The organism is Paenibacillus sp. R-74696 (genome assembly GCF_055814915.1).
This window is the reverse complement of the sequence record NZ_JBPULM010000034.1, coordinates 133,162-145,565: the sequence shown is the minus strand read 5'-3', so window position 1 is coordinate 145,565 and position 12,404 is coordinate 133,162. Positions and strand designations below refer to the sequence as shown.

Genomic DNA, 12,404 nt, shown 5'->3' with positions numbered 1-12,404 from the left:
TCCTCCGGCTTCTGACTTAGGGTCAGGAGCGCTTCATATGACGGGCTATGGACCGGTATTCCTCTGGCGTCAGTCCAAATTCCTTTTTGAACACGCGATTAAAATATTTCACATCATGATAGCCGAGGCTTCCCGCTACCTGATAGATTTTATCGTTGCCTTCTTCCAAAAGCTGTTTCGCCTTTGCAAGCCGAACCTGCGTGACATATTGGCTAAAATTGATATTCAGCTTGCTTTTGAAATATTGGGAGAAATAGCTGGCATTAAAATGAAAGACGGCCGCAATCGACTCCAGTGACAAATCATCCATATAATGCTCGTCAATATAAGCGATGCATTTGTAGATCAACTGCTCCTTATGCTCCCGCTTGGCATCAGCATGAGCGGTTGCCAGTATGCCCAGCTGCTCCGCGATAACGGTTTGCAGAGCGGATAGACTGGCCGCTTCCCCTAATGCCTGTTCCATGCGAGGCCTCCATGCCTCCAGCGTTTGATGCTCCGGCATAGTCAAGCTTTCCGACAGCCGGGCAAGCAGCTTCTGGACGCAGCGATGCAGCAGCTCTGGGCGTGGCAGCCCGCTGCCTGCTTCCCCTAGCAGCTTGTGCAGCAGCTCGCCTGCGATAAGCTTAAGCTGCCCTTGCTCCAGTCCATGGACAACAGCGTCATGCAGCATGGCCTCATGGCGGGCATCAAGCTTAAGCGCAAGCTCTGCCCTCACATTCCTTTGTGCGGCATAAAATACGGTCCGATCCACCACATAAAAGCTTTCAGATAAAGCTAGCCCTGCCTCAGCATACATTTGCGAAGCGGAAGCAAGCACATCCTCCTCCAGCCTGCTCACGCCAAGTGTGATTTGATAGGAGCTGGGAACCGCCTGCTGCAGGTTCTGCTGCAGCGCTTGCAGCTGCTCCGCACTAACTAACGCATTCGTTACGGTGATCAGCCTGCCATTCCTGCGGCCCTCCCCATCATACAGCGGAATGCTGAAGGCTGCGCCACCTGTTGCTTGAAGGCAAGCTTCCAATTGCTGCTGCACATGGGGAAAAAGCATGTCTACCGGCTGCCCCGCCTCCTTGCTGCTTTGCCGAATTTCGGTTAACAGCAGTATGCCGGAGCCACCAAAGCCAAGCCATTGTTCCATCTCTATGCTCTCGTCTTTGGATAACGACTGATTAAGCAGCCATTCCTTCATCACACGGCTGCGATACAATGGCGCAATCGTATTCAGCTTAACTTCAAGCTTACTATTCGCCAGTTGTACTTCCTGCTCGATTTTAAGGCTTCGCTCCGCCTTCTCCAGCACAAGCGCGAATTTCTCCTGATCCACAGGCTTTAGCAAATAATCAAAGGTGCCGAGCCCTATCGCTTTTTGGGCATAATCGAAATAATCATAACCGCTCAAATAAATAAATTTCTGCGGCTGATTCGATGATGGAAGCTGTTCCAGAAAATCAAGCCCGTTCATCAAAGGCATTTGAATGTCCGAAATGATCAGCTGAAATGGCTGCTCCTGGCATTTTGACAGCGCTTCCTTTCCGTTGCGCGCTGTAGAAATCGCATATTGAGGACGGAGCTTTTGCAGCATTTTGGATAGTCCCGCCAAATGCCCCGGTTCATCATCCACAAGCAAAATGTTGTACATGGACAGCGCTCCTGTTCGTTTCATTTTGGGTATGAGAATACCTTTATCGTACTGCTGACTGATTTCCGATTGCAAGCGGAGATTTTGTAGAAAAATGTCTGATTTTGCAGAGAACAGGCAGCTCCATGCTCTTCGTTGCAGAGGGTCACACCCTACCTTGCACAAAACACGAAATTAAACTTGGCGGACACAGCAACCGCTATTTCAACAAAATCAAGGGTATGGAGCAGCCTTCGGACTCAGGAGCCGCTAATGGACTGACAATCGCCATTTTGACCGGAAAATGAGGACAATAGCGGATCCCCTGTCCGAACTCATCCGAAAATAGGATAAAAATCCAGAATAGAGGAAACTCAGTCCTGCAAAAAAAGTAGTGCGCGTCCAAGCCTCAATGCCTCAGCCACAGGGGTATCAGCAACCTTGCTCGTACCCGTAATCGCGTGCTGCGGTTCCTTAAGTCTTGAATCGTCAGATGAGATTGGCCTCGAATAAGCGCTAAGCCAAGAGCAGAAAGCCGGCTCCGATTTGTATACACATCCTAAATAGACGCACTCTCAACGAGGCGTCTATTTACCCATCTCATCTATCTAACTCTTTGTTAAGCTTGCAGGCAGCTTTACAGCAAGCAGCGTGCCGCCAGAGCGAACATAGATCATATCGCCAGACTTCAGCGTCGGATCAAATTCGCGCGAGCCCGTTTTCACGCTGAAAACGGGCTTTGTGGTTGCGAAATTATATGCATCCAGCGTTCCATCTGCACGGGCAACAAACAAGCCGTTGGCGAAAATATCCGTCTGCACGGGCTGAATACCGAACGGGAACGGGACTTCTTGCCCGCTCGTCGTCTTTAGAGCGAGAATGGAATTATCGCGGAAGCTCTGATAGAGCAGCTTGCCGCCATAAATGCTATAGAGCGGTTGATATTGTTTAGGATCTGGCGCATTCCAACGCTGAACAGCTTTACCGTTTGGGGCATATGAGAAAAAATTGTATTTGGCAACCGCTTTTCCCTGATAAATATATAGGTCATTACCATCCAGAAATGCGGAGCCATAAGCGCCTCCGAATTGAATTTGTCCAGGGACCTCAGGCACTACTGTCCAGTTGTACACTCGCTCGCCCTTCTTCTTCCCAGACACTAAGTCAAGGACGGCGATTTGCAAACTTCTATTGCTGGAATCGTCATCTCCCCTCATGAATGTGTCCATGACCGAGTAGACCAGCCCGTCCTTGACCAAGAGAGGGGAAAATTGAGCAAAGGACGTCCAAAGCTTTTTGCCTGTTGCCTGGTCATAGGCATTAATCTGATTAGAGGTAAGAGCGCCTTGAACCAAATAATTACGCAGCACGACACCTTTGCTTACGATTATGTCACTTGATCCTGATGAGTAGAAGTTATCCTTCTCCGTTACTTTCCAGCGCAGCTTACCCGTTGCCCGGTCTAGTGCAAAAAGAGTGAAATTTTGCGTCACATAAATTGTATCCCCAATCGGAACGATGCTATCGGCTTTATTCGCACCAATCGCTGTCGTCCACTGCTTGCTGCCATTTTTGGTAACAGCAATGACTGAGCCATCTGTTGTAAGACCATACAGGCTGCCTTGATCATAGGCGAGCACAGGCCTCAGGCCAGAACCATATTTCCACAGCTTTCTTCCACTTATGCCGTCATAAGCAGCAAGCTGCCCTCCATCCACAAGTGCGAACAGCCGCCCTTCCTCTGCAAGCGCTGCTGTTATGGATCGGCCATCCTGATCAAATTTCGCAAGCGACAAGCTCCACATTGGTTTGACTGCTGGAGCAGAGCCAACTCCATACATTGGGGTGGTGCTGCTAATAATAGGCTTCTCAGCAAACACAACCGATGCTCCCAACAAGCCGCAGGCGAGAATGGAGGAAGTTACGCTAACCGCGACGATCCTTTTCATTTGTTGCGAAAGATTGATAAACATCTCTCACTCTCCCATTTCGTAGTAGTATAAAATATGCACGAAACCATCCCAACATAAATGACCGAATCGCCCGCTGATCTGCAGGGGCAATCCGGTTATTGTTGGAACGCCATGATCTGCCGATCAAGACGTCCTGAGATTCCATTGTCTTTTAACAAAGTCTCGTGATATCCATATTATAGGTTAAGTGAGCTGCCGATTCTACTCATTTTTATGAGATTCGGGTCTTTTCCCCAAATATTTCTAAGCTTTAGCAGCAGCTAATTGCAGTGGCAAAGAAACCGTAAATTCGGTCCCTTCTCCCAGCTTGCTGCGTACGGCTATTGAGCCGCGATGCAGCTCCATAATTTTATGGACGATGGACAGCCCAAGGCCGCTGCCTCCTATCGTTCTACCACGTGATTTGTCTGCTTTATAAAAGCGCTCGAAAATACGTGCATGATCCTGCTCATCAATTCCTGAACCTGTATCCGCGATGCGCACGAGCGCATAGTCTTCGGTGCGTGTGAGGGAAATCGATATTTTCCCGCCTTCAGGAGTAAATTTAATGCCATTATGAATCAGGTTCAGCCACACCTGGCTCATCAGATCCTCGTCCGCGCTGATCTCTAGCTCATCGGCTTCCACGCTCATATCGATATTTTTCTCCTCCCACTGCGGCTCACAAGCGAGAATAAGTGATACGAGCTGCTTATCGAGCCGATAAGTGATCGGATGGAACGGCTGTCTATCCGAATCCAGAACGGCCAGCTTCAGCAGATTATCGCTAAGCTTCGATAAACGGAAGCATTCCGTTTCGATAATGGTCAAATATCGATGCCGCTGCTCCACATTCAGCTTGTCATCCTTTAGCGCCTTGGCAAACCCGCTGATCGAGGTAAGCGGCGAGCCGATTTCATGCGATACATTCGAGATGAACTCCTGCCGAAGCTCTTCCATCTCCTTCAAATTTGCCGCCATGCTATTGATGCTGTCAACGAGCTGCACATAGGGATGCCGCTGCTGTTCGTTGTTTCTGCCGAAATCCCACTCCAGATTGACCCGAAAGTCGCCATGTGAAATACGTTTTAGCGCTTCAAGCATGTCGTTCAGAAAGTAATGCTCCCTCCGGTGAAAATACTTGCTCACAATGGCAATTCCAATTCCAAAGAAACAAAAACCGAGCACCGCATTTATGAGCAAACTGAGCAAGTCATGGGGGGTCCATGCGATTGCCGAATAAACGGCTTTTGTTATATAAAACGAAACGATCCAGCTGGCGAGCAGGGCCGACAGGACAAGCACAAAATTCGTCGCCACATGGAGGAAGCCCGGTTTCTGATTCACGACAGCACCTCCAGCCGGTAGCCCAGCCCCCGGATCGTGCTGATGCGAAAGCCATGCTCCTCCTCCGGAAACCGCTCCCGTAGCCGTTTAATATGCACATCGACCGTTCTTTCGTCGCCCTCATAATCGTAGCCCCAAATCTGCTCAATCAGTTGATCGCGTGTGAACGTCTTGCGTGGATAGCTGGCTAGTTTAAACAGCAGCTCAAATTCTTTAAGCGGCAAGGTCAAATCTTGTTCACCTACGCGGCACTCGAACGTATCTCGGCGCAGCGTCACATCGCCAACTTTGACCGCTTGCGAGGATTGAATGCGATAGCGCCTGAATAAAGATTTCACACGGGCGACCAACACGGTTGGATCAAATGGCTTAACCAAATAGTCGTCCGTTCCAAGCGTAAAGCCCTTTACGATCTGGGACGCTTCTCCTTTGGCAGTCAGCATCAGCAGCGGCAGGTCGGTCTGCTCCCGCAGCTTGCGGCACAGCTCCCACCCATCCATTCCCGGCATCATAATATCCAAAATCACCATATCCGCCTTAACATCGGCAAGCATCCGCAGCGCATCAAGACCGTCTATCGCCTCAACGATTTCAAAGCCTTCCTGCCGCAAAAAATGACCAATTAATTCTCGGATATGCGGATCATCATCAACGACTAATATTCGGGTCATCCCGTTCACCGCCTTTATCCTATTTTATCAACTATTCTCGAATTTCGTAAACCTGACTGGTCGAATATCTACGTCCGGCGCATATAGGCCCTTACCGTTAGTGGAGCAAAAATCGCGACAATAACGGCTGCGCCGACCAGTGAAAATACAAAATCTGCGCCAATTACACCATTATTGGCTAGCTCCCTTACGGCACTAACCAAATGGGAAACCGGATTAATGCTTGAAAACCACTGGAGCCAGCTTGGCATCGTGTCAACCGGGACAAAAGCATTGGACACGAAGGTGAGCGGGAACAACACAATCATCGAGATACCTTGAACGCTGGATGCCGTACGCGAAATGACGCCAAAAAAAGCAAAAATCCAACTAATCGCCCAAGCACATACGATGACAATAAGGGCCGCAATAATGACGTATCCTAATCCTCCATCAGGTCGATACCCCAAAATATAACCCATGGAAAAAGTGAGTGCAGTCGCAATTGTATAGCGCACCGTATCTGCCAGCAGAGCTCCCGCAAGTGGAGCAATTCGTGCTATTGGGAGTGACTTGAAGCGGTCAAATACGCCTTTATCCATGTCCTCCCGCAGCTGAACGCCCGTGACAATAGACGTCGTAATTACCGTTTGCACCAAAATACCAGGAATAATAACTGGCAAATAATCAACGACATTTCCTGAGATGGCGCCACCAAAAATATAAGCAAACATTAATGTGAAAATGATCGGCTGAAGCGTCACGTCAAATAATTGCTCCGGTGTGCGGCGAATTTTTAATAATCCTCTGTAGGCCATCGTGAGCGAGTTGCGAATCGACTGTCCCAAGCTTGTGTGCTTTTTCAACTGGCGGATGCTACGTGGATGGATGGTCGCGCTTTTCATACGACTGCCTCCTCTTTCTTATTGGATGGTTCGGACGACAATGATGCATGGTCTTTCACACCATGGCCTGTAATCGTTAAAAACACCTCGTCAAGTGTAGGCTTCTGTACACTCATCTCCGCCAAATAAATGCCCGCCTCCCGAAGCGCAACCAGCAGGTCGGTAACCTTGTCAATATCCGCTAGCGGCGCTGTAATTTTTGCATGGTCCCCAGACACCATAGATTCGACCATAAGCACTTGTTCCATGATTTCGCGGGTGGCCGCAATGTCCTGAGGATTTTGAATTTTTAATTGCAGCGAGGAAGTGCCGATGGATGTTTTCAGCTCATCGACCGTCCCTTCTGCAACGACCTGGCCGCGATCAATAACCGCAATTCGATCAGCCAGCTGATCAGCCTCATCCAGGTATTGCGTCGTTAAAAGCACCGTTGAGCCGGTCTTCACTAGCCGGCGGATCGTATCCCACATTTGTGTACGTGTACGAGGATCAAGTCCTGTCGTCGGTTCATCTAAAAAAATAAGTGGCGGCTGTGCAATAAGGCTGGCAGCCAAATCCAACCGACGCCGCATGCCACCGGAAAAGTGCTTCAAAGGACGCTTCGCCGCTTCCGTTAGTCCGAATTCCTCCAACAGCTCCGCCGTCCTGTGCTTAGCCTCTGATCGCCCAAGCCCTAACAGCCGTGAAAATATAACCAAGTTTTCCGTAGCGCTGAGCGCTTCGTCGACTGATGCGTATTGGCCTGTCACCCCGATTAATTGCCTTACGATTTGCGGGTCCTTCGCCACGTCGTACCCGAAGATGCGTGCCGAGCCGGCATCGGGGCGCAATAGCGTGGCGAGCATTCTAATGGTCGTTGTTTTGCCTGCTCCATTAGGGCCAAGCACACCATAAATCGTTCCGGCGCGTACGTTCAAATCTACGCCATCTACCGCGCGATTGCTGCCAAACATCTTCACAAGTCCATTTGCTTCAATTGCCCAATCGCCGCCCTTCTTCCCTATCTCTTCTTTATATCGATCATTTACTGTCATTGTAATGCCTCCCTAAAGCGGTTTATAGATGGATATTAATCCTCGTTTGTGAACTGAATGTGAACCAAACGGCATGCTGTGAAAATAACGAAAAAAACCGATCCAGCAACCGGATCGGCCTTTTCCTGCTATTTTTCCCCACTTCAATATTCGTTGATAAGTATCCATCCTACTAAGCGCTCGTCAGCGGAAAAAGCATAATAGACAGCTTCATCGGCTGTGGCTTTACTAAATAAGTGTCCAGCGTCGGCGCGTATCCGCAGCTGTGGTTGCCAATGCCGCTTTGTATGGCATCGATTTTGACAATCGTTTCTGGCAGTCTGGTCAGCTTATGGACATGGCTGGTGCGCGACAGATTTTCCGTGGAATAATGATGGACACTAATGTTGAACCGCTCGCTGCCTGTTATACCGATTCCAGCACCTTCCCCATTCCCAAGCTTCGCCCAGCGGACATCAGCCTTATTACCATTTTCCTGCGGCTTAACATAGGGAACAAACTGCTCCGCTACCGTGCCGCCGTAAATACCAAGCTTACCGCTTTCTTTACGGTCGGCATAACATTCATGAGGACCTCTGCCATACCAGCTGAACTGGTCATAGCTGTCACGGAGACGCAGCTCCAAACCAAATCGCGGTAGTGGCGGCAGCTCGTTTCCAAGCGGTTCAATCGTCGTTTCCACGCCTATGGAACCGTCAGCGTTGATTTGGTGAAGCATTTTGCAGAGGAAAGCAGCTGGTTCGCCTTTTGCGCCAATGATCGCTTCAGCCGTAGTTATGACGCTTCCCTGATAGTCAACCGTCACCGAAAACTGGCGCAGCTGCCACTCAAGCCGATCATAACCGGCTTTCACCCATTCTTTTGCCAAATGAACATCGTTGTCCAGCGGGGCACGCCATAGCTGCAGCTGTGGACCTGTGAGCAGCAGCTCATCGCCGTAATGCAGCCAATTGCTGATTGTGCCTGTCATTTGATCGATGTCTACCTGAAACCCGTTCCCGCTTACGCGGCATACAAGCTTGCCGTCTTCCCGCTGCAAATTTTGATGCTTAGGGGGCTTTAGAACGGGAATCTCTCCAGAGGCATCGCCTGCAAATGGGTGAACGATACTAGAAAACGCATCATTAGCAGAATAAGCAGTAACCTTCTCTTGCGGGTGCCAACCCGCCTCCTCAAACAGTAAATCGGCCCAAGCTGTCTCATGACCAGCGTCACACCACAAGCTACTATTGCGCTCTGTAAAACGGATATGCAGCGCATACTCGCCTTTTTCCATTAATTGCTCCAAAGGGAGCGGAATGTCTAACGTCTCTTCCCCGCCGGGCGGCGTCTGCAAGCGGGCAAGCTCGCCTTGCGCAATCGCAGCGCCGCTGCGCAGCAGCTGCCAATATCCTTTTAAATGTCCCAGCGACAAAAAGCTGTATCGATTCACAACATGAACTCGGCCAAGCTGCGCGGGGTCCGGCTTTATTTTCACCGGCTGAATGATCTTCTTGTATTCCAGCAGAGACGCTTTAATGCTTCTATCTGGAAACAGCAGCCCGTCCATGCAAAATGGTCCGCTGTGCGGGGCATCGCCAAAATCGCCGCCATATGCGTAAAACGCAGCTTCGCCGTCCTTTTGCCGCAAAATACCCATATCTGACCACTCCCAAATAAGGCCGCCCAGCAACCTGGGATATTCGTAAACCGCATCCCAGTATTCCTGCAAATTGCCCGTGGAATTGCCCATGGCATGACCGAACTCGACCATGAGATAAGGGCGGTCATCCGGCTTGCGTCCTTCTTCTATGAGCATGTCGACTGAAGGGTACATGGAACTCACGATGTCAACGACTGCGGCTTCATAAGCCCGCTCGTAGTGAACCAGGCGAGTCGGATCGGCGCTACGGATCCACTCGGCCATAGCATCATGATTTTCACCATAGCCTGACTCATTCCCTAGCGACCATACGATGACAGACGGATGATTTTTATCCCGTCCAAACATCTTTTGCGCACGATGCATATAGGCTTCACGCCAATCTGGATGTTTGCTCAAATAAGACTCATCGCCCATAAAATGAAAGCCGTGCGTCTCCAAATCTGCTTCGTCTATAACGTATAAGCCAAATTGGTCGCATAAATCAAGCCAACGTGAATCGTTTGGATAATGGGACAGCCGAACCGTGTTGATATTATGCTGCTTCATCAGCCTTATATCTTCCAGCATCGCTTCGGGGGTTGTTACATAACCCAATTGCGGGTGGAACTCATTGCGGTTGACGCCTTGAATGACGATAGGCTGCCCATTAATAAGCAGCTTCCCTTTTTCAATTTGAATATCCCTGAAGCCAACTGAAAGCTGCTTTACCTCCGCTATCGCTCCGTCTTGGCTATGGAGCGTCAACAAAAGCTTATACAAATAAGGCGTTTCCGCTGTCCATAGCTGAGGCTCTGAAATAGGAAACTGCACTGCTAACGTTCGGAGCTCTTTAAGCGAATGTGACGTTGGAAGGTTGAACGATTGAATAGCGACGCTCTCTCCACCAGCATCTAGCAAGGCGACGCTTAAATGGAAGCCTTCTCCCGAGCTGTAATCCGTTTCGTTTATGGTTTGGCTCGCGGTTTCTACCGCGTTTTTCCAAATGCTGCGTTGAGCAAGCGTAAGCTGCAAGCTGAGGCTCGCCTCCTGGTACGCGGAGTCGGGTACAAATGTGGTTCGCACCCGTATGTCCTCAATTGTGACAGCAGCCTGTGCCGTTAAATAAACATCGCGAAATATTCCGCTCAGCCGCCATTTGTCCTGCGACTCCAAATAGCTGCCATCGCACCATTGATAGACGCGAACCGCAAGCAAATTAGAGCCGGGACGAAGCAGCTGGGAAATATCAAACTCTGCCATATGATGGCTTCCCTGACTGTATCCGACCAGCTCGCCATTGAGCCATACATGGAAGGAGGAATCGACTCCGCCGAATACGAGGCGAATTTGGCGCTTTTCCCAATGCTCAGGAACCGTAAAGCTGGTACGGTAGCAGCCAGTAGCGTTGAGCAGTGGAATATGTGGAGGGTCAAGCGGGAATGGATAAGGACAGCTGCTGTAATGTGGCTGTCCGTAACCGTGCATTTGCCAATTGGAGGGCACGGGAATCTGATCCCACAGCGTATCATCGCAAGCCTCCAAATGGCTATCGACCGCACAGTGCATAGGCGAATCGAAGTAGCGGAAACGCCAATTCCCGCTGAGCAGCTTGTAATAGGGCGATTCGTTCCGGTCACCACGCAGCGCGGCTGCGGTATTGTCAAATGGAATGAGTTCACTGCGTGGCGGCATTGTACTGCGCTCCAGCACGTTTAAGTTGCAATAATCTGGCAGTTGCTCGCGTTCAATTGGCATGAGCCGCCCTCCCTTGCTTCATACGGGTGAAAAAATCCCGCTCTCCGATTTGTCCACCCTTCAGCACTAGCTCCAGCCCATCCAGCGCGGACTCCTCCGAGAAGGCTCGGCATAGCGGCGCCCCTGGCGTCAGCGCAGCCACGCATTCCAGCGCATAAATGCCCAGGCCGCGCGTCACATAACCGGACGTATCCCCACCAGCGATGACGATGCGTGTAAGCTGCTCATCAATGATTAGCTCCCGCGCCAGCGCTCCAAGCAAAGCGCCCAATAGGCGACTGCTTTGCTCAGGCCCATAGCCCTGCGCAGCAAGCGTTTCACGGAAAAGCGGAATGCTTGGATCGTCTACACCTTCCGCTGAATAAAGCAGCAGGCTGCGCCCTTCGGCAAGCTTTTCTCGAGCCTCTTTCAGCAGCCGCTGCCGGGCAGCCGCACCTTTCTTTCCGTCCAGCAGCTCCTCTGCCGGTACCCGAATGCCCGCAAAACCCGATGCCCGCGCTGCTTTGATTTGCTGCTCCGTAACCGGCGAGCAGCTACCCGACACAACGAGCAGACGTTCAACCTCTGCTGCTGGAGCAGCGCTAATCTCTGGCTGCTGCGGCAGCAAGCCAAGCTGCCTCCAACAGGCTCCAAGCGCATACTCCACGCCAGAGGAGCCAATGGCAAATAAGCCGTCGCGCTGCTGGGCTTCCGCCCAAATCAGCTGTCCAGCCGCTGCCAGTCTAGCTTCGTCAAGCACATCAAACAGCACGAGATCAGGCTGCTCGCGCTCTACAAGCTTAGCCAGCCGTTCGCCCACTTCGGACTGGGCTCCCTCCAGCGCCAAAATATCCATCAGCGCCGTCTTTAAATCCGTCTGCTGCGCCAAGTGCTGGCGCAAATCCGCTTCCGCCATCGGTGTAATCGGATGGCGCGACATCGTCGGATGGCGATCAAGCCGGTACGTCTCATCGCCCGCCGCTGCAAAATGGTTGCCAAACAACGTATAGCGGCCTAAATAAGGAACCCCTGCCAGTACCGGAACATAACCAGCTCCAAACACCGCACGGCCTATTTCCGCCGCCTTGCCGATGCTGCCAACCTCAGCGGAGGAATCGAATGTAGAGCATATTTTGTAATGCGTAACAGCAGCCCCTATTTTCCGCAGCTGCTCCAGTACCGGACGCAGCTCGCGCTCCGCCTCAGCTGGCGTCAGCGAACGCCCGATGCCCGCTACTCCTATGGCCTCTAAATCTGCAAATTTGCTGGCAAGCAGCTGCTCGCTAGGCGGCTCCAGAAACAATGCTGCCCGAAGGCCAGCTCGGAACAACGCTTCCAGCACATCGGTTGAGCCTGTGAAATCGTCGCCATAGTAGCTGAGCAGGCGCTGCGCAGACGGGAGACGATCGGCGAATTGCGCCCGCTCTTGCTGCCTCGTGGCATCCCCCCTATTGCCTTTGCTGAATGCCAGCTCCCTGCCGATACCGCTTGTTTCACAATCGTCTGGCTTATGCGTTAATTCCCCTCTGTCCATCAC

Annotated in this window: 8 protein-coding genes; all 8 read right to left on the bottom strand. The window is 51.1% G+C overall.

Features of this window, described 5'->3' with window-relative positions:
• Positions 1-22: 22 nt before the first annotated feature.
• Complete coding sequence (locus tag ACSR9A_RS17465) at positions 23-1,642, bottom strand: response regulator (protein ID WP_473758577.1); 1,620 nt, start codon at positions 1,640-1,642, stop codon at positions 23-25.
• Positions 1,643-2,229: 587 nt separating this feature from the next.
• On the bottom strand, positions 2,230-3,594 hold the full coding sequence (locus tag ACSR9A_RS17460; protein WP_473758576.1) for an outer membrane protein assembly factor BamB family protein: 1,365 nt from the start codon (positions 3,592-3,594) through the stop codon (positions 2,230-2,232).
• A 243-nt stretch (positions 3,595-3,837) separates the two neighbouring features.
• Positions 3,838-4,920, bottom strand: a complete 1,083-nt coding sequence (locus tag ACSR9A_RS17455) for a sensor histidine kinase (RefSeq protein ID WP_473758575.1) — start codon at positions 4,918-4,920, stop codon at positions 3,838-3,840.
• Positions 4,917-5,591, bottom strand: a complete 675-nt coding sequence (locus tag ACSR9A_RS17450; RefSeq protein WP_473758574.1) for a response regulator transcription factor — start codon at positions 5,589-5,591, stop codon at positions 4,917-4,919. The genes ACSR9A_RS17455 and ACSR9A_RS17450 overlap by 4 nt, the downstream gene beginning before the upstream one ends.
• Before the next feature lie 68 nt (positions 5,592-5,659).
• Positions 5,660-6,475 carry an ABC transporter permease gene (locus tag ACSR9A_RS17445; protein ID WP_473758573.1) on the bottom strand — a complete coding sequence of 272 codons (816 nt, stop codon included), beginning with the start codon at positions 6,473-6,475 and terminating at the stop codon, positions 5,660-5,662.
• Positions 6,472-7,509, bottom strand: coding sequence for an ATP-binding cassette domain-containing protein (locus ACSR9A_RS17440; RefSeq protein WP_473758572.1), 1,038 nt, complete (start codon positions 7,507-7,509; stop codon positions 6,472-6,474). Before ACSR9A_RS17440 ends, ACSR9A_RS17445 begins: the two co-directional genes overlap by 4 nt.
• 172 nt (positions 7,510-7,681) lie before the next feature.
• Positions 7,682-10,888, bottom strand: a complete 3,207-nt coding sequence (locus tag ACSR9A_RS17435; protein WP_473758571.1) for a glycoside hydrolase family 2 TIM barrel-domain containing protein — start codon at positions 10,886-10,888, stop codon at positions 7,682-7,684.
• Complete coding sequence (locus ACSR9A_RS17430) at positions 10,878-12,401, bottom strand: four-carbon acid sugar kinase family protein (protein ID WP_473758598.1); 1,524 nt, start codon at positions 12,399-12,401, stop codon at positions 10,878-10,880. Before ACSR9A_RS17430 ends, ACSR9A_RS17435 begins: the two co-directional genes overlap by 11 nt.
• Positions 12,402-12,404 lie beyond the last annotated feature (3 nt).

Coding starts and splice junctions, on each gene's coding strand:
- ACSR9A_RS17465 (WP_473758577.1), bottom strand. CDS start 1,642: ATGTACAACATTTTGCTTGTGGATGATGAACCGGGGCATTTGGCGGGA.
- ACSR9A_RS17460 (WP_473758576.1), bottom strand. CDS start 3,594: ATGTTTATCAATCTTTCGCAACAAATGAAAAGGATCGTCGCGGTTAGC.
- ACSR9A_RS17450 (WP_473758574.1), bottom strand. CDS start 5,591: ATGACCCGAATATTAGTCGTTGATGATGATCCGCATATCCGAGAATTA.
- ACSR9A_RS17445 (WP_473758573.1), bottom strand. CDS start 6,475: ATGAAAAGCGCGACCATCCATCCACGTAGCATCCGCCAGTTGAAAAAG.
- ACSR9A_RS17440 (WP_473758572.1), bottom strand. CDS start 7,509: ATGACAGTAAATGATCGATATAAAGAAGAGATAGGGAAGAAGGGCGGC.
- ACSR9A_RS17435 (WP_473758571.1), bottom strand. CDS start 10,888: ATGCCAATTGAACGCGAGCAACTGCCAGATTATTGCAACTTAAACGTG.
- ACSR9A_RS17430 (WP_473758598.1), bottom strand. CDS start 12,401: ATGGACAGAGGGGAATTAACGCATAAGCCAGACGATTGTGAAACAAGC.